The organism is Streptomyces sp. NPDC002463 (assembly GCF_042889835.1).
GTDB classification, from domain to species: Bacteria; Actinomycetota; Actinomycetes; order Streptomycetales; family Streptomycetaceae; genus Streptomyces; species Streptomyces nymphaeiformis.
In genome coordinates this window covers 128,287-145,770 of the sequence record NZ_JBIARL010000021.1, presented here as the reverse complement: position 1 = coordinate 145,770, position 17,484 = coordinate 128,287, and the positions used below count along the sequence as shown (strand labels likewise).

The 17,484-nt window shown below is 71.7% G+C and carries 14 protein-coding genes and 1 riboswitch; of the genes, 5 read left to right on the top strand and 9 right to left on the bottom strand.

Annotated elements, in window-relative coordinates; genetic code table 11:
* Positions 1-226 (top strand): hypothetical protein (locus tag ACFYX3_RS33575; RefSeq protein WP_389021661.1); only part of this gene is annotated, 226 nt, incomplete at its 5' end.
* Here ACFYX3_RS33575 and ACFYX3_RS33570 read toward each other — a convergent pair.
* The 4 genes from ACFYX3_RS33570 to ACFYX3_RS33555 form a co-directional block, all read right to left on the bottom strand.
* Positions 201-884: a GntR family transcriptional regulator gene (locus ACFYX3_RS33570; protein ID WP_389021658.1), complete on the bottom strand. Its 684-nt coding sequence runs from the start codon at positions 882-884 to the stop codon at positions 201-203. The two genes, ACFYX3_RS33575 and ACFYX3_RS33570, sit on opposite strands and share 26 nt — an antisense overlap.
* Before the next feature lie 178 nt (positions 885-1,062).
* The gene (locus ACFYX3_RS33565; RefSeq protein ID WP_352024127.1) at positions 1,063-1,833 is read right to left on the bottom strand and encodes a M23 family metallopeptidase; all 771 of its coding nucleotides are present in this window, start codon (positions 1,831-1,833) and stop codon (positions 1,063-1,065) included.
* A 12-nt stretch (positions 1,834-1,845) separates the two neighbouring features.
* Positions 1,846-2,009, bottom strand: a riboswitch (cyclic di-AMP (ydaO/yuaA leader).
* A gap of 198 nt (positions 2,010-2,207) precedes the next feature.
* On the bottom strand, positions 2,208-3,605 hold the full coding sequence (locus tag ACFYX3_RS33560) for a M16 family metallopeptidase (RefSeq protein ID WP_389021655.1): 1,398 nt from the start codon (positions 3,603-3,605) through the stop codon (positions 2,208-2,210).
* Entirely contained in the window at positions 3,602-4,957 is a 1,356-nt protein-coding gene (locus tag ACFYX3_RS33555; RefSeq protein WP_389021652.1) for a M16 family metallopeptidase, read from the bottom strand. The genes ACFYX3_RS33560 and ACFYX3_RS33555 overlap by 4 nt, the downstream gene beginning before the upstream one ends.
* Before the next feature lie 181 nt (positions 4,958-5,138).
* On the opposite strand from ACFYX3_RS33555, the gene ACFYX3_RS33550 reads away from it, so the two are divergent.
* Together ACFYX3_RS33550 and ACFYX3_RS33545 are read left to right on the top strand one after the other, a co-directional pair.
* Positions 5,139-7,595, top strand: coding sequence for a DNA topoisomerase (ATP-hydrolyzing) subunit A (locus ACFYX3_RS33550; protein ID WP_389021649.1), 2,457 nt, complete (start codon positions 5,139-5,141; stop codon positions 7,593-7,595).
* A 178-nt stretch (positions 7,596-7,773) separates the two neighbouring features.
* Positions 7,774-9,627: a DUF262 domain-containing protein gene (locus tag ACFYX3_RS33545; protein WP_389021646.1), complete on the top strand. Its 1,854-nt coding sequence runs from the start codon at positions 7,774-7,776 to the stop codon at positions 9,625-9,627.
* Positions 9,628-9,640: 13 nt separating this feature from the next.
* Here ACFYX3_RS33545 and ACFYX3_RS33540 read toward each other — a convergent pair whose 3' ends face one another.
* Positions 9,641-10,687, bottom strand: a complete 1,047-nt coding sequence (locus ACFYX3_RS33540; RefSeq protein ID WP_389021642.1) for a CobW family GTP-binding protein — start codon at positions 10,685-10,687, stop codon at positions 9,641-9,643.
* A 111-nt stretch (positions 10,688-10,798) separates the two neighbouring features.
* Between ACFYX3_RS33540 and ACFYX3_RS33535 the strand changes: the two genes are divergently transcribed.
* Positions 10,799-12,490 carry an ATP-binding protein gene (locus tag ACFYX3_RS33535; protein WP_389021639.1) on the top strand — a complete coding sequence of 564 codons (1,692 nt, stop codon included), beginning with the start codon at positions 10,799-10,801 and terminating at the stop codon, positions 12,488-12,490.
* On the top strand, positions 12,487-13,176 hold the full coding sequence (locus ACFYX3_RS33530; protein ID WP_116158434.1) for a response regulator: 690 nt from the start codon (positions 12,487-12,489) through the stop codon (positions 13,174-13,176). The genes ACFYX3_RS33535 and ACFYX3_RS33530 overlap by 4 nt, the downstream gene beginning before the upstream one ends.
* A 38-nt stretch (positions 13,177-13,214) precedes the next feature.
* Here ACFYX3_RS33530 and ACFYX3_RS33525 read toward each other — a convergent pair whose 3' ends face one another.
* The 4 genes from ACFYX3_RS33525 to ACFYX3_RS33510 all read right to left on the bottom strand — a co-directional run bounded on the left by ACFYX3_RS33525 (position 13,215) and on the right by ACFYX3_RS33510 (position 17,407).
* Positions 13,215-14,807: a cation acetate symporter gene (locus ACFYX3_RS33525; RefSeq protein ID WP_376585025.1), complete on the bottom strand. Its 1,593-nt coding sequence runs from the start codon at positions 14,805-14,807 to the stop codon at positions 13,215-13,217.
* Positions 14,804-15,247 carry a DUF485 domain-containing protein gene (locus tag ACFYX3_RS33520; RefSeq protein WP_389021670.1) on the bottom strand — a complete coding sequence of 148 codons (444 nt, stop codon included), beginning with the start codon at positions 15,245-15,247 and terminating at the stop codon, positions 14,804-14,806. Before ACFYX3_RS33520 ends, ACFYX3_RS33525 begins: the two co-directional genes overlap by 4 nt.
* Before the next feature lie 142 nt (positions 15,248-15,389).
* Positions 15,390-16,205, bottom strand: coding sequence for a response regulator (locus ACFYX3_RS33515; protein ID WP_389021635.1), 816 nt, complete (start codon positions 16,203-16,205; stop codon positions 15,390-15,392).
* Positions 16,202-17,407, bottom strand: coding sequence for a sensor histidine kinase (locus tag ACFYX3_RS33510; protein ID WP_389021632.1), 1,206 nt, complete (start codon positions 17,405-17,407; stop codon positions 16,202-16,204). Before ACFYX3_RS33510 ends, ACFYX3_RS33515 begins: the two co-directional genes overlap by 4 nt.
* Positions 17,408-17,484 lie beyond the last annotated feature (77 nt).

The following is a 17,484-nucleotide window of genomic DNA, read 5'->3' as shown; positions in this document are numbered from 1 at the left end:
GGCCGCGCGCGCCCGCCTGGCGATGCGGGTCGCCGAGGGCCTGGCCGGGCTGCCGGCCACCGTCTCACTCAGGCCCCCCCCACCCCGCTGGGCGGGGGCCGCCGTATTCCGGGCGGCCACGGCCATGCGCATTATCAGGACCTTTTTCGGGCAGCACAAATCCCGCACCGAATTCCTGTTCTTTGTATACGGCGCGGCTGTTAATTTCGGGCGCTCGCCGTGTTGACGGCATGTTGCGAAACCCTCACACGACCCCGCTCCGGACTTTTGAGCCGGTGCAGCGGCATCGAGCGTTCCGCGTGGAGCGCGGTCAGCGCCCGCGCCCGCTCGGCGTCCCCGCGCGCCACGGCGTCCACGATCGCGCCGTGCTCGGCCCAGGCCTCGACCGGCTGGGCGGGCTGCTCCACGACGTACGTCCAGGCGATCTTCTGCCTCAGTTGAGTGAGCAGCGCCGTCAGAGCGGGGCTCCCGGAGGCCTGCGCGAGCGTCTCGTGGAACCAGCCGCCGAGCGAGCGCAGATCCTCGCCCTGATCTCGCCTGGCCCGCTCCTGCCCCAGCCTGACCAGGCCGCGCAGCACCTTGAGGTGCGCCTCGGTGCGCCGCTGCGCGGCCCGTGCGGCCCCCAGCGGTTCGAGCAGCGCCCGCATGTCGAGCAGGTCGGCGGCCTCCTGCTCGGTCGGCTCGGCGACGTGGGCGCCCGCGTGGCGGCGGGTGACGACGAAGCCCTCGGACTCCAGGGTGCGCAGCGCCTCGCGGACCGGGACCCGGGAGACCCCGTACCGGCGGGCGAGCTGCTCCTCGGTCAGCCGACCGCCCCGCTCGTACACGCCGGAGACGATGTCGTCCCGGATCGCCGTGCATACCGAGTGCGCGGGAATGCGCATGTCCGACCTCCGCCTTGGTGCGCGCGAGACAATTCCAGCGGCGCCTGTTCTGCGCCGATCGTCGACTCTATTGCAGCCCGCCGGAATTTCCGATGCCCCGGCGTAATCCATGGAAGTCTTTTGGACAGCGAAAAGCCCCGGCTCAGTACGAGCCGGGGCTTTTGAGACGCGGTGCGGGTCAGACGTTCACGCCGCGGGCGCGGAGGTACGTGATCGGGTTGATGTCCGAGCCGTACTCGGGGCTGGTGCGCGCCTCGAAGTGGAGGTGCGGGCCGGTCGAGTTCCCGGAGGAGCCGGAGACGCCTATCTGCTGGCCCGGCTCGACGGTCTGGCCGACGTAGACCCCGATGGAGGAGAGGTGCCCGTACTGGGTGTACGTGCCGTCGTTCATCCGGATCACGATGTTGTTGCCGTACGCGCCGCCCCAGCCGGCCTCGACGACGGTGCCGGAGCCGACGGAGACGACCCGGGTGCCGTAGGCGGCGTGGAAGTCGATGCCGGAGTGGTGGCCGGAGGACCAGAGCGAGCCGCCGGTCTTGTAGCCGGTGGAGACGTACGAGCCGGCGACGGGGGCCTGGAAGGAGGCGAGGCGGCGGCGCTCGGCCTCGCGGGCGGCGCGCTCGCGCTCCAGCCGGATCTCCTTGGCGCGGGCCTCCGCCTTGCGCTTCGCCTCGGCCTTGGCCTTCGCCTCGGCGATGGCCTCGACGGCCTCCTGCTCCTGGGCGGTGGCCTGGGCGTTGATCGGGTCGACGAGGGAGTCCTCGGTGATCACCTGGGTGAGGCCGGTGTCCTCGACGGAGCGGTCGTCCGTGTCGGCGGCGAGTGCCGGGGAGGCGAGGGTTCCGATGACGCCGGTGGTGGCGAGCGTCGCGACGCCGGCGATGCCCACGCTGCGGCGCGCCATCCGGCTCGGACCACGATGCTTCCCGGTGGCACGGGTGAACGCCATGTAGAGGCTGATCCTTTCCTTCCTTCTCGCCTACCGGGTTAGCTGACGGGTTCGGAGCAGGAAGGTCTCCTACGAGCCCCTCCGTACGAGACGAAGGCGCCCGATTCACCCCAGGGACGATGCGGGTCCCCGGCTCCCCAGGCTCGCGCCTGACGGGGACTCGGCGATGACTGTCCGATGCCGCGGTTGCGGCACGTGCACTGACGAACAGCCGCACCGACGCTATGCGGATCGTCTTTCAATCACCAACCGGACACGCCTTTTGTAAGACATGCCACAGGGCAAACGATCACCTTGACCGCAATACGGACAAAGCGGAGGACCCCGACGAACTATGCCGTCGGGGTCCTCTCGTTGGCGTCTCGGAACCGGAATCAGCCCGTCACGACGGTCACTTCACCGATGCCGAGCGCACGCACCGGCTCCGCGATCTGCGACGCGTCGCCGACGAGCACGGTGACGAGCCGGTCCACCGGGAAGGCGCTGACCACGGCGGCCGTCGCCTCGACGGTGCCGGTCTCGGCCAGCCGCGCGTACAACTGGGCCTGGAAGTCGTCCGGGAGGTGCTGCTCCACCTGGTCGGCGAGCGTCCCTGCGACGGAGGCCGCCGTCTCGTACTTGAGGGGCGCCACCCCCACCAGGTTCTGCACGGCCGTCTCCCGCTCGGCGTCCGTGAGGCCCTCGGCGGCGAGGGTGCGCAGCACCTTCCACAGGTCGTCGAGCGCCGGACCCGTGTTGGGAGTGTCGACGGAGCCGCTGATGGCGAGCATCGACGCGCCGTTCCCCTCGGCGTCCGAGCGGAGCACCTGGCCGAAGGCCCGCACGCCGTACGTGTAGCCCTTCTCCTCGCGCAGGACCCGGTCCAGACGCGAGGTCAGGGTGCCGCCGAGGCAGTACGTGCCGAGGACCTGGGCCGGCCAGACGCTGTCGTGCCGGTCGGGGCCGACCCGGCCGATCAGCAGCTGCGTCTGAACGGCGCCGGGACGGTCCACGATGACGACCCGTCCGGTGTCGTCGGCGGTGATCGGCGGCATCGGGAGCGGCTCGGCCGGTTCACCGGTCCAGGCGCCCAGCGTCTCGGCGAGGACCTTCTCCAGGTCGACGCCGGTCAGGTCACCGACGACCACGGCGGTGGCCGTGCCGGGCCGGACGTACGCCTCGAAGAAGGCGCGGACGGCGGCGGCGTCGATCGCGGCGACGGTCTCCTCGGTGCCCTGGCGCGGCCGGGACATCCGGGACTCGGCCGGGAACAGCTCCTTGGAGAGCTGCTTGGCGGCGCGGCGCCCCGGGTTGGCCGTCTCGTGCGGGATCTCGTCGAGACGGTTGCGCACCAGGCGCTCGATCTCGGTGTCCAGGAACGCCGGGGCGATGAGGGCCTCGGAGAGCAGCCCGAGCGCCTTGGGCAGCCGGGAGACCGGGACCTCCAGGGAGACCCGTACGCCCGGGTGGTCGGCGTGCGCGTCGAGCGTGGCGCCGCAGCGCTCCAGCTCGGCCGCGAACTCCTCGGCGCTGTGCTGGTCGGTGCCCTCGGAGAGCGCGCGGGCCATGATGGTCGCGACACCGTCGAGACCGGCGGGCTCGGCGTCCAGCGGCGCCGGCAGGAAGATCTCCACGGCGACGACCTGCTGGCCGGGGCGGTGGCTGGTGAGCACGGTCAGGCCGTTGTCCAGCGTGCCGCGGTCCGGGGCCGGGAAGGCCCACGGCTTCGCGGCGCCCGGCTGGGGCTGCGGGTGGAAGTCCATGCTCGTCAAAGACACGGCGGCGTCGGTCACTGGTCCGCTCCCTCTTCGTCATCGCCGTCGGCGTTGTCGCTCTGCTCGGTCGCCAGGGGCTCGTAGACGAGCACCGCGCGGTTGTCGGGGCGCAGCTTGGCCGCGGCGACCTCGCGCACCTCGTCGGCGGTGATCTCCAGAACGCGGTCGACGGCGGTCAGCGCGAGCTGCGGGTCGCCGAACAGCACGGCGAACCGGCACAGTTCGTCGGCGCGGCCCGCGACCGTGCCGAGCCGGTCCAGCCACTCGCGCTCCAACTGGGCCTGCGCGCGCTCCATCTCCTCGGGCGTGGGGCCCTCGGCGGCGAACCGGGCGAGCTCCTCGTCGACGGCGGCCTCGATCTGCGGGACCTCGACGCCCCCGGAGGTCTTGACGTCCAGCCAGCCCAGCGAGGGCGCCCCGGCGAGCCGCAGCAGGCCGAAGCCGGCGGCGACCGCCGTACGGTCACGGCGGACCAGGCGGTTGTGCAGCCGGGAGGACTCCCCGCCGCCCAGGACCGTCAGGGCCAGGTCGGCGGCGTCACACGCGCGCGTGCCGTCGTGCGGCAGGCGGTAGGCGGCCATCAGCGCACGGGCCGGGACCTCCTCCTCGACGACCTCGCGCAGCTGCTCGCCGATGACCTCGGGCAGGTCGCCGGAGCGCGGCTCGGGCTTGCCGTCGTGGGCGGGGATGGAGCCGAAGTACTTCTCGACCCAGGCGAGCGTCTGCGCCGGGTCGATGTCGCCGACGACCGACAGCACCGCGTTGTTCGGGGCGTAGTACGTGCGGAAGAAGTTCCGCGCGTCCTCCAGGGTGGCCGCGTCCAGGTCGGCCATGGAGCCGATCGGCGTGTGGTGGTACGGGTGGCCCTCCGGGTAGGCGAGGGCGGTCAGCCGCTCGAAGGCCGTGCCGTACGGCACGTTGTCGTAGCGCTGGCGGCGCTCGTTCTTGACGACGTCGCGCTGGTTCTCCATGGACTCGTCGTCCAGGGCGGCGAGCAGCGAGCCCATGCGGTCGGCCTCCAGCCAGAGCGCGAGCTCCAGCTGGTGCGCGGGCATGGTCTCGAAGTAGTTGGTGCGCTCGAAGCTCGTCGTGCCGTTGAGCGAGCCTCCGGCGCCCTGCACCAGCTCGAAGTGGCCGTTGCCGTGCACCTGCTTCGAGCCCTGGAACATCAGGTGCTCGAAGAGGTGGGCGAGGCCCGTGCGGCCCCTGACCTCGTGGCGCGAGCCGACGTCGTACCAGAGGCAGACCGCGGCGACCGGGGTCAGGTGGTCCTCGGAGAGCACCACGCGCAGGCCGTTCGCCAACCGGTGCTCGGTCGCTGTCAGGCCGCCGGAGCCGGCCTCGGCCGTGGCCGTGTGACCCATGGGCATGTACGTCCCTTCGATCGCGATGTGAAAAAGTCCTGCCACTGTATGCAAGCGCGCCGACACCTGGCGAAGTTCCCGGACCTTCGTGATGTCCCTCTTCCGGGTCGCGGTCGGCGTTGTCGGTGGCACGGTCCACAATGGTCCGCGTCAGATCAACCTTGTTGGTGAAGGAGCCGCAGCCGCGATGGCCCGCCGCAGCACGAAGACACCGCCGCCGGACGACGCGTTCGAGGAGCGAATCCTCGACATCGACGTCGTCGACGAGATGCAGGGCTCCTTCCTCGAGTACGCGTACTCGGTGATCTACTCGCGCGCCCTCCCCGACGCCCGCGACGGCATGAAGCCCGTCCAGCGCCGCATCGTGTTCCAGATGAACGAGATGGGGCTGCGACCCGAGCGCGGCTTCGTCAAGTGCGCCCGTGTCGTCGGCGAGGTGATGGGCAAGCTCCACCCGCACGGCGACGCGTCGATCTACGACGCGATGGTCCGCATGGCCCAGCCCTTCTCCATGCGCCTCCCCCTCGTCGACGGCCACGGCAACTTCGGCTCCCTGGGCAACGACGACCCGCCGGCCGCCATGCGGTACACCGAGTCGCGGATGGCCCCGGCCGCGCTGCTCATGACCGAGTCCATCGACGAGGACACGGTCGACTTCGGGCCGAACTACGACGGCCAGGAGCAGGAGCCGGTCGCGCTCCCCGCGGCCTACCCGAACCTGCTGGTCAACGGCGCGTCCGGAATCGCGGTCGGCATGGCGACGAACATGCCCCCGCACAACCTGGGCGAGGTCGTCGCGGCCGCCCGCCACCTGATCCGCTACCCCAACGCCGACCTCGAGGCGCTGATGCGCTTCGTGCCCGGCCCCGACCTGCCGACCGGCGGCCGGATCGTCGGCCTCTCCGGCATCAAGGACGCGTACGCGTCGGGCCGCGGCTCCTTCAAGATCCGCGCCACCGCGACCGTGGAGACCGTCACGGCCCGCCGCAAGGGCATCGTCGTGACCGAGCTGCCCTTCACGGTCGGCCCCGAGAAGGTCGTCTCCAAGATCAAGGACCTGGTCGGCTCCAAGAAGCTCCAGGGCATCGCGGACGTCAAGGACCTCACCGACCGCAGCCACGGCCTCCGCCTGGTCATCGAGATCAAGAACGGCTTCGTGCCCGAGGCGGTCCTGGAGCAGCTCTACAAGCTGACGCCGATGGAGGAGTCCTTCGGCATCAACAACGTGGCGCTGGTCGACGGACAGCCGCTCACCCTCGGCCTCAAGGAGCTCCTCGAGGTCTACCTCGACCACCGCTTCGAGGTGGTCCGGCGCCGCTCCGAGTTCCGCCGCACCAAGAAGCGCGACCGGCTCCACCTGGTCGAGGGCCTCCTCGTCGCGCTCCTCGACATCGACGAGGTCATCCGGCTCATCCGCGAGAGCGAGAACTCCGCCCAGGCCAAGGAGCGCCTGATGGAGCGCTTCTCGCTGAGCGAGATCCAGACGCAGTACATCCTGGACACCCCGCTGCGCCGCCTCACCAAGTTCGACCGCCTTGAACTGGAGAGCGAGCGCGACCGCCTCAACGGCGAGATCGACGAGCTGACCGGGATCCTCGACTCCGACGCGGAGCTGCGCAAGCTGGTCTCGGCGGAGCTGGCCGCCGTCGCCAAGAAGTTCGCCACGGACCGGCGGACGGTCCTCCTGGAGTCGGCGGGCGCGCCCGTCGCCGCCGTGTCCCTCGAGGTCGCGGACGACCCGTGCCGGGTGCTGCTCTCCTCGACGGGCCTGCTGGCCCGCACGGTGACCGAGCACCTCCCGCCCGTGACGGACGGCAAGCGCGCCAAGCACGACGCGATCGTCTCGGCGGTCGCCGCCACCCAGCGCGGTGACGTCGGCGCGGTGACCTCGGCCGGCCGGCTGCTGCGGATCGCGGTGATCGACCTTCCGCAGCTGCCGGACACCGCGACCGCCCCGAACCTCGCGGGCGGCGCGCCGCTCTCCGAGTTCCTCTCCCTGGAGGCGGACGAGACGGTGGTCTGCCTGACCACCCTCGAGGAGTCCTCGCCGGGCCTCGCCCTCGGCACGCTGCAGGGCGTCGTGAAGCGCGTGGTGCCGGACTACCCGGCGAACAAGGACGAGCTGGAGGTCATCACCCTCAAGGACGGTGACCGGATCGTCGGCGCGACGGAGCTGCGGACGGGCGAGGAGGACCTCGTCTTCATCACCTCCGACGCCCAGCTGCTGCGCTACCAGGCCTCGCAGGTACGGCCCCAGGGCCGCCCGGCGGGCGGCATGGCGGGCATCAAGCTCACCGCGGGCGCCGAGGTCATCTCGTTCACCGCCGTCGACCCGGCGTCGGACGCCGTCGTCTTCACCGTGGCGGGCTCCACCGGCACCCTGGACTCCTCGGCGGGCACGTCGGCGAAGCTGACCCCCTTCGACCAGTACCCGCGCAAGGGCCGCGCCACCGGCGGCGTCCGCTGCCAGCGCTTCCTGAAGGGCGAGGACGTCCTGACCCTGGCCTGGGCAGGCCCCACCCCGGCCCACGCCGCCCAGAAGAACGGCACCCCGGTCGACCTCCCGTCCCCGGACCCCCGCCGCGACGGCTCGGGCACCCCCCTCCCGAAGCCGATCGACGTGGTGGCGAGCCCGGCCTCCTGACCGGACCGGCCACAACACGACGGAACGAGACCCCGCCCGACAGGCACACCGCCTGACGGGCGGGGTCTCGTCTCTCGGGACCGCCGGACGGCCTCCGGAACCGCCGGGTAGCCTCGGGCCGGTGACCGACCGGGGGGTTGCTCCGGCACGTCTGACGCCCGAGTGAAGGATGGCCGCGTTGACAGACGAAGCATTCAGCATCGACAAGCGCACGCTCCACGACCTGCTCCGACAGGTCGAGGACGGCAGGGCGCAGCTCCCCGAGTTCCAGCGGGGCTGGGTGTGGCCCCACCCGAACATCACGGCGCTGCTCGCTTCCGTCTCGCAGGGCTTCCCGGTCGGCACGGTCATGACGCTGCAGTCCGGCGGGGACGTCCGGTTCAAGCACCGTCCGATCGAAGGGGCCACTCCGAAGCCGGGCGCCGAGCCGGAGACCCTCGTCCTCGACGGCCAGCAGCGCCTCACCTCGCTCTTCCAGTCGATCATGCTGAACGAGCCCGTGGTGACCCAGGACGTACGCAAGCACCGGGTGACGGGCTGGTTCTACGCCGACATGCGCGCGGTCCTGGACGAGCACACGGACCGCGAGGACGCGATCCGGTTCCTGCCGCAGGACAAGATCGTCAAGAACTTCCACGGCGAGGTGACCAAGGACTGCTCGACCCGTGAGAAGGAGTACGCAGAGCTGCTCTTTCCGCTGAGTGCCGTCTTCGACTCGTACGACTGGCGCACGGGCTTCGAGGAGTACTGGTGGGACCGTGACAAGGAGACCCAGCGGCTCTGGGGGCGGTTCGAGAAGATCTTCGTCAGGAACTTCGACCGCTACCACGTCCCGGTGATCTCCCTCGGGAAGAACACCGCCCGTCAGGCCGTCTGCCAGGTCTTCGAGAACGTCAACACCGGCGGCGTCTCCCTCACCGTCTTCGAGCTGCTCACCGCCACCTTCGCAGCGGACGAGTTCGACCTCAGGCGGCACTGGGACAAGGAGGTGAAGGCCTCCTGGCAGGCGCCGGAGTACCGCATCCTCAAGGACGTGTCGAACACGGACTTCCTCCAGTCGGTGACCCTGCTCGCCACGGCCGCCCGGCGCGAGGACGCGGTGGCCCGCGGGGTCGCGGAGGAGCGACTTCCGCGCGTCGGCTGCAAGCGCAAGGACATGCTGGAACTCCAGCTCGACGAGTACGAGCGGTTCGCGCCCCTGGTCGTGCAGGGCTTCAAGCACGCGGCGAAGTTCCTGCACCAGCAGTTCGTCTTCGACACCCGCTTCCTGCCGTACGGCACGCAGCTCATCCCGCTCGCCGCGATCCTGGCCCTCGCGGGTGACGACGCCCAGAGCGCCGGGGCCCAGCACAAGCTCGCCCGCTGGTACTGGTGCGGGGTCTTCGGCGAGCTGTACGGCGGCTCGACCGAGACCCGCTTCAGCCATGACCTGCCGGACGTCGTGGGCTGGATCAGGGGGACCGCGGGCGAACCCCGCACCGTCGGGGCCGCCGAGTTCGCGCCCAGTCGGCTGCTGACGCTGAGGACCCGCAACAGCGCCGCGTACAAGGGCATCTACGCGCTGCTGCTCAAGGCCGGCGCCATGGACTGGCGCACCGGCGAGAAGGCAGAGATCACCGGGTACTTCGACGAGTCGATCGACATCCACCACATCTTCCCGAAGGTGTGGTGTCAGGGGCAGGACGAGGACCCGGGGCGCTACAACTCGATCATCAACAAGACCCCGCTGACGGCCCGTACCAACCGGATCATCGGCGGCAGCGCGCCCTCCGACTACCTGGTGAAGCTCGCCAAGAGCGCGGAGTCCACGCCCGAGGTGGTCCACGGGCACATCCGGTCCCACCTCGTCGCACCGGAGCTCATGGCGCTCGACGACTTCGCGGCGTTCTTCGCCGCCCGGAAGGCCTCGCTGCTCGCCCGGGTGTCCGCCGAGATGGGCAAGGTCATCGTGGACGACGGGGCGGACGCCGCCGTCCTCGACGAGAGCGACGTCGAGGCGCTGGAGGCCGCGGAGCTCGCGGAGGCCTTCTGAGCCCGGGGGCGGATCAGGAGGGCTCCTCCTCCGTCCGCTGCACGTACCGCAGGACGCCCCACATGCTGTGTTCGTCGGGGGTGTCCTGCGGGCCGTTCAGTTCGCAGGCGGCGAGGTCCTTGCGGAGGGCGGACGCGTCGGTGCCGGAGCCGATCAGGACGAGTTGGGTGAGGTGTTCCTCGCCGGCGGGCCAGGGTTCGGGGTAGAAGCGCAGGAAACGGCCGACGGCGTGCACGGCGTAGCGGTTGGCCGGGTCGGCGGGGCCGAGGTCGACGAAGCCCTTGATCCGGTAGAGGCCCTCGGGGCGCGAGTCGAGGAAGGCCATCAGGCGACGCGGGTGCAGCGGCGTCGAGGACGTCACCGAGAGGCTCTCGTAGGTCGCGTGCGGATGGGCGTGGTCGTCGTCCTCGGAGCCGTACAGGATGTCCTCGATCGACATCTGGCCCTCGATCTCGCCCTCCGGTACGACCCGGTCGAAGAGCAGCTCCGGATCGACGCGCCCGTGGGAGGCCTCGACCACGGCGGCGCGCCCGGCGAGCGCGGCCACCGTCTCCCGTACGCTCCGCAGCTCGTCCTCCGCCACCCGGTCCGCCTTGTTGACGACGACGAGGTCGGCGAGGGCGAGGTGCCGGTCGGTCCCGGGGTGCCGCTGCCGGGTGGCCTCGAACTCGGCCGCGTCGACGACCTGGACGAGTCCCCCGTACACGACCCGCTCGTTCTCGCTGGCGAGCACCATGCGGACCAGCTCCTCAGGCTCCGCGAGCCCGCTCGCCTCGATCACGATCACGTCGAGCCGGGACTCGGGCCGGGTGAGGACCTCCAGGTACTCGTCGAGCTCGCCCGCGTCGACGGCACAGCACAGGCAGCCGTTGCCGAGGGAGACGGTGGACCCGACCTGGCCGGCGACGGTCATCGCGTCGATGCCGATGTCACCGAAGTCGTTGACCATGACTCCGATACGGGTGCCCCGGGCGCTGCGCAGCAGATGGTTGAGGAGCGTGGTCTTCCCGGCCCCGAGAAACCCGGCCAGGACGACGACGGGGATCTGCTGCGTGGTCAAGGGACGTGCCTCCGGTTCCTTCGGGTCCCACGGCCGTGGGCAGCCCCCAGAATAGGCGCCCGTTCCGTCACCATTTCCGGTCCCGGGGCGCGGCCGCTTACCGTTTCCGCCATGAGCCCCGCACAGACCAGCCCGCCGCGCGCCCGCGCGCGTCGTCGGCGGTTCGGGTGGCCGCAGCGGGTGTTCTCGCAGGTCCTGCTGATGCAGCTGGCCATCGCGACCGGTGTGACCGTCCTCGCCACCGGCCTCTTCCTCGCCCCGCTGAGCGCCCAGCTCGACGACCAGGCCATGCGGCGGGCCCTCGCCATCGCCGGGACCACCGCGTCGCCCCGGCTCGCCGCGGACCTCACCGGCAGCCGGCCGTCCGCGCGGGGCCCGGTCCAGACGGAGGCGGAGCGGATCAGGACCTCCACGGGCGCCGAGTACGTCGTGGTCATGGACACGCGCGGGGTGCGCTGGTCGCACACCGACCCCGCGCAGATCGGCAGGCTCGTCTCCACCGACCCGAGCGCCGTCCTCGCCGGGCACGAGGTGATGGAGATCGACAGCGGCACCCTGGGCCGCTCGGCGCGCGGCAAGGTGCCGCTGCGGGACGCCGACGGGCGGATCGTCGGCGCGGTCTCCGTCGGCATCGAGTACGACAGCGTCCGCGACCGGCTCCTCGCCGCCATCCCCGGCCTGCTGGCCTACGCGGGCGGCGCGCTCGCGGCCGGAGCGCTCGCCGCCTATCTGATCTCCCGGCGGCTCCAGCGCCAGACCCACGACCTGGCCTTCTCCGACATCTCCGCGCTGCTCGCCGAACGCGAGGCCATGCTGCACGGCATCCGCGAGGGCGTCGTGGCCCTCGACCGCAACGGCTCCGTCCGCCTCATGAACGACGAGGCACAGCGGCTCCTCGGCCTCGGCCCCGAGGCGGCGGGCCGGCCGCTCGACGAGGTCCTCGGCCGGGGCCGTACCGCCGACGTCCTCGCGGGCCGGGTCACCGGCGAGGACCTGCTCACCGTCCGGGGGCACCGGGTCCTGATCGCCAACCGGATGCCCACGCACGACGGCGGCGCCGTGGCGACCCTCCGCGACCGCACCGAACTGGAACGCCTCGGACGCGAGCTCGACTCCACCCGCGGCCTGATCGACGCACTCCGTGCCCAGGACCACGAGCACGCCAACCGGCTGCACACCCTCCTCGGCCTCCTGGAGCTGGAGATGCACGAGGAGGCGGTCGAGTTCGTCACGGAGGTCGTCGGCGTGCACCGGGCCACCGCCGAGCAGGTCACGGAGAAGGTCCACGACCCGCTCCTCGCCGCGCTCCTGGTCGGAAAGGCGACCGTCGCCGCCGAGCGGGGCGTCTCGCTGCGGCTCGCACCCGACTCCCTGCTGCCGGACCGGCTCGTCGACCCGCGCGAACTGGTCACCGTCGTCGGCAATCTGGTCGACAACGCCCTGGACGCCGTCGCCGGCACTCCCGGCGCCCGCGTCGAGGTCTCCTTCCGCGCCGACGGCCGTACGGTGGTGCTGCGGGTCACGGACAGCGGCCCGGGCGTCCCCGAGGACCGCCGCGAGCTGATCTTCACCGAGGGCTGGACGACGAAGGAACTGCCGTCCCACGGGAAGCGCGGGCTCGGCCTCCCCCTGGTCCGCCGGCTCGCCGAGCGCCGGGGCGGCACCGCCGAGGTGGCCGACGGTCCCGAGGGCGGCGCGGTGTTCACGGTCGTCCTCCCGGACGCCCTGACCGAGCCGGGGCCCACCGAGCCGGAACCGGCTTCGGACCGCTCTTCGGACCGCTCTGAGGAGGCGTCGCGATGATCGACGTGCTCGTGGTGGACGACGACGTGCTGGTCGCGCGGATCAACGCCGCCTATGTCGCCAAAGTGCCCGGCTTCCGGGTGGTCGCCACCGCCCACTCGACCGCCGAGGCACTCGCCGCCCTGGACGGACAGCCGGTCGACCTGATCCTCCTCGACCACTACCTGCCCGACGAGAACGGACTCGCGGCCGTACGGGAGCTCCGCGCGCGTGGCCATCAGTGCGACGTGATCATGGTGACGGCGGCCCGTGACGTGGCCACCGTGCAGTCGGCGATGCGGCACGGCGCGCTCCAGTACCTGGTCAAGCCGTTCAACTTCGCCGGGCTCCGCGCCAAGCTGGAGGCGTACGCCACGCTCCGCCGCACCCTGGAGAGCGGTGGCGAGGCGGAGCAGGCCGAGGTGGACCGGATCTTCGGGGTCCTGTCGGCGGGCGCCGTCACCCCCGACCTGCCCAAGGGCCACTCCCCCACCACCGCCGAGGTGGTCCGGCAGGTCCTGCTCGCGGCCGGCGGGCCGCTGTCCGCCCAGGAGATCGCCGAGCGGGCCGGCGTCAGCCGCCAGACCGCTCAGCGCTACCTCAAGCTCCTGGAACGCACCGGGCGGGTGCGCCTCTCCCTCCGGTACGGGGAGACCGGCCGCCCCGAACACCGGTACGCCTGGGCGAGCTCACCGACCGGCGGCTGACGCCCGGGCCCGGACGAGTGGGCCGGGCGACGGAACGGTCAGACGGCGCCCGCGCCTGTCAGGGAGCGCACCTCGGTCTCCGCGTGCCGGGCCTCGTCGGGCGGCTCGGGCGAGGTGACCGTGCCGATCCATCCGGCCAGGAATCCGAGCGGGATGGAGACCACCCCGGGGTTCTGCAACGGGAAGAGGTGGAAGTCGACGCCCGGGAACAGCGACTCCGGGCTGCCCGAGACGACCGGCGAGACCAGGACGAGCAGCACCGCGGGGATCAGGCCGCCGTACACCGACCAGACCGCGCCCCGGGTGGTGAACTTCCGCCAGAACAGCGAGTAGAGCAGCACCGGCAGATTGGCGGAGGCCGCGACCGCGAACGCCAGCCCGACGAGGAAGGCCACGTTGAGGTCGCGGGCGAGCAGGCCGAGGCCGATGGCGGCGGCGCCGATCCCGGCTGCGGCGACCCGGGCCACGGCCACCTCGCTGTACTGCTTCGCGTGCGGGCGGCGCAGCGAGGTGTACAGGTCGTGCGCGACGGAGGCCGAGGAGGCCAGCGTGATCCCGGCGACGACGGCGAGGATGGTCGCGAAGGCGACGGCGGCGACGACCGCGAACAGCACCGTGCCACCGGTCGAGCCCGCGCCGCCGCCGAGGTCGAGGGCGAGCAGCGGTACGGCCGTGTTCCCTGAGGCGTTGGACGCACGGACCTCGTCGGGGCCGATCAGCGCGGCCGCGCCGAAACCGAGCACGATGGTCATCAGGTAGAAGCTGCCGATGAGCCCGATGGACCAGACGACGGAGCGGCGGGCGGCACGGGCGGTCGGCACGGTGTAGAAGCGCGACAGGATGTGCGGCAGTCCGGCCGTGCCCAGGACGAGGGCGATGCCGAGGCTGATGAAGTCGAGGCGGGCCGTCCAGTCCCCGCCGTACCGCAGCCCGGGCGCGAGGAAGCCCAGGCCGTGCCCGCTGCGCTCGGCCGCCGTGGAGAGCAGGCTGTTCACGTCACCGTGGAACCGGAGCATGACGAGGACGGTGAGCGCGATCGTGCCCGCCATGAGCAGGACCGCCTTGACGATCTGGATCCACGTGGTGGCCCGCATCCCGCCGAGCGACACGTAGATCACCATCAGCGCGCCCACGCCGATCACCGTCCACGAGCGCGCCGCCTCGCTGGAACCGCCGAGCAGCAGCGCCACCAGGCTCCCGGCACCCACCATCTGCGCCACGAGGTACAGCACGGAGACGGCCACCGAGGACGTTCCCGCGGCGATCCGCACCGGCCGCTCCGCCATCCGCGCCGCGACGACGTCGGCCAGCGTGAACCGGCCGCAGTTGCGCACCAGTTCGGCGACCAGCAGCAGCACGACCAGCCAGGCGACGAGGAAGCCGACGGAGTACAGCATGCCGTCGTAGCCGTAGAGCGCGATCAGCCCGGAGATGCCGAGGAAGGAGGCCGCGGACATGTAGTCCCCGGCGATGGCGAAGCCGTTCTCCAGGGGCGAGAACAGTCGCCCTCCGGCGTAGAACTCCTCCGCCGAACCGTGGCGGTGGCGGCTCACCCAGGTGGTGATCGCCAGGGTCACGGCGACGAAGACGCTGAACAGCACGAGCGCCAGCGTCTGGTGGCTCCCGGTCACGGCTGCACCATCCCCCGGGTCATCTCCTGCGTGTCCCACCGCAGTTCCAGCGCGGCCCGGTCCCTGCGCAGCCGCGCGTGCCGCGCGTACGCCCAGGTCAGCAGGAAGGTGGTGAGGAACTGCCCGAGCCCCGCGACCATCGCCACGTTCACCGCTCCGGCCACCGGCCGCGCCATCAGCCCGGGTGCCGCGGTCGCCGCGACCACGTAGGCGAGGTACCAGAGGAGGAACGCCAGGGTGGCCGGGAAGACGAACCGGCGGTAGCGGCGGCGGACTTCCTGGAAGGCGGGGCTCCGCTGGACCTCCAGATAGATCTCTGCCGCACTGTGGACCCGCTGCCGCGGCACCGCGCCGGGGCGGCCGCCGCCGGGTGCCCCGGCCGCCGTTTCCCCGCTCCAACCGGAGGCCGTCGCCTCGTACCAGGGGTCGTCGACCGCCATCGCCGTGGCGTCGCGCCCCTCTTGCCTGTCCACCTGCTCCACCGACCAACTCTCCTTGTCAGCGAACCGTTTCGGCCGCGTATGCCCAAGGATGGACAGAGCGGGAAGATCCCGGACTCTTCTCCTCTCCCTCTTCACCCCATCAGGTGACTCTTCTCCCAGGTGTCCTGACCAGACCGTGCTGATATGCGTACCGCACCGCCTGCACACGGTCGCGCACCCCGGTCTTGGCGAAGAGGTTGTTGATGTGAGTCTTCACCGTTGCCGTGGAGATCCGCAGCCGCCCGGCGATCTCGGGGTTGGACAGCCCGTCCGCGACCAGCACGAGCACCTCCGTCTCCCGCTCGGTCAGCCCGTCGCCACCCGGCCCGGACGACCCGCCCGAGGCCCCGGACATCGTCCCCAGGCCCCCGCCCGCCACCGACGGCTCGCCCCGGGTGTTCGGATCGTCCCGGCCATCGCGGTCGCCGCGATGGCCCGAGCCGTCCCCGCTGTCCCGGTCATCCCTGCCGTCCCGGTCGATCAGCCTCTCAAGGAGCCGTCGCTGCACGGCGGGGGACAGTCCGGCCCGCCCGTCGATCACGTCCCGCACAGCCCGCTCGATCTCCTCCCCGCCGGCGTCCTTGGTGAGGTAACCGCGCGCCCCGGCCCGCAGCGCCGGGAACAGCGAGTCGTCGTCTGCGTACGTGGTGAGTACGACGACCTCCGTCCCGGGATGCCGGTCGCGAATCCGGCGGGTGGCCTCGACGCCGTCGCAGCGCGGCATCCGCAGGTCCATCAGGACGACATCGGGACCGAGCTCGGCGGTGAGCGCGACCGCCTCCTCTCCGTCCCGGGCCGACCCGACGACCTCGATCCCTGGAAGCAGGCCCAGCAGCATCACGATCCCCTCCCGCACGACGGCCTGGTCGTCGGCGACGAGGACGCGCGCGACACGGTCGCCGTCCGCGGCGCTCATACCGGCACCCGCAGCCGCACCGTGAACCCGGTCCCCTCGGGTCCCGCGTCCAGGCTGCCGCCAAGGAGTTCGGCCCGCTCTCTCATGCCGAGCAGCCCGTACCCGGAGCCGGAGGACCCCAGCTCCTCCCCCAGCCGCACGCCGTCGACCACCGGAGGCGGGCCGGAGTCACGTATCTCCAGTGAGACCTCGTCCGTCCCGTAGACGAACCGGATCCTGGTCCTGGCCCCCTGGGCGTGCTTGCGAACATTGGCGAGGGCCTCCTGTGCGACCCGACGGACGGCCTGCGCGGCCTCGGCGGGCAGGTCCCGGCGCTCGCCGGTGACATCGACCTCGGCGCGGTCCTCCCTCGCCAGTTCTCGCAGATAGTCCTCGACCGGCACCATGTCCCCGCGCAGGGCCGAGAGCGCGTGGCGGGTCTCGGTGAGTCCCTCCTTGGCCATGGATCTTGCCGAGGTCACCAGTTTCAGGATCTCCGTACGGTCCGCCCCGGCCTCGATCTGGAGCCGTGCGACCTCCAGGCGCACCATCTGCGCGGAGAGGCTGTGGGCGAGTACGTCATGTATCTCCCGGGCGATCCTGGCCCGCTCGGCGAGCGCCGCCGAGGCGGCCTCCGCTTCTCGGGCGAGGCGCTCCTGGGCGAGCAGCTGGAACCCGGCTCCCCGCGCCTCCGCGTCCAGCCTGAGCGAGTAGCCGGCGAGCAGCGCCGCCGCCGTGGTGACACCGGCTCCGATGACCCCCGTCTCGTCTGCCTTCGCGAACCCGGCCACCAGCACCGCCACGGTGGCCAGCCCGACCGAGAGCGGCAGTCTCTCCATCGCCATGACCGCGACGACGAACCAGAGCACCGTCGCAGGTTTCGGGGCTCCCGCCGCATAGGCCCCCAAGCCGCAGAGCGTGATCACCGCGAGCAGCCCCAACGAGGCCGCGAGGCGCCGGTCGAGGGTCGTGTGGTGATACCGCAGCGCCGCCGCAGCGCAGAGCCCGAACCCCAGCGGAGGCAGCGGCGCCCACCAGCCGTCGAACGCGCCCGAGGTGTAGCAGCCGGTCACCACGAAGACGCTCAAGCCCACGATCATGGTGTAGTCGAGGACGATCCGCCCCCGTGGGAAACCGACACGGGTGAGCGCCTCCCTCGATGGCCAGGAGCGCCATGAGGCGCCGAGCGCCACACCGCTGCTCGCCTCCGCCGGCTCCCTCATTCTCGCGCCTGCGCCTACGCCCGAACTCGCACGCGTGCCCGCACCCGCGAATCCTTGATCGCGCTTCCCGCCCGTCA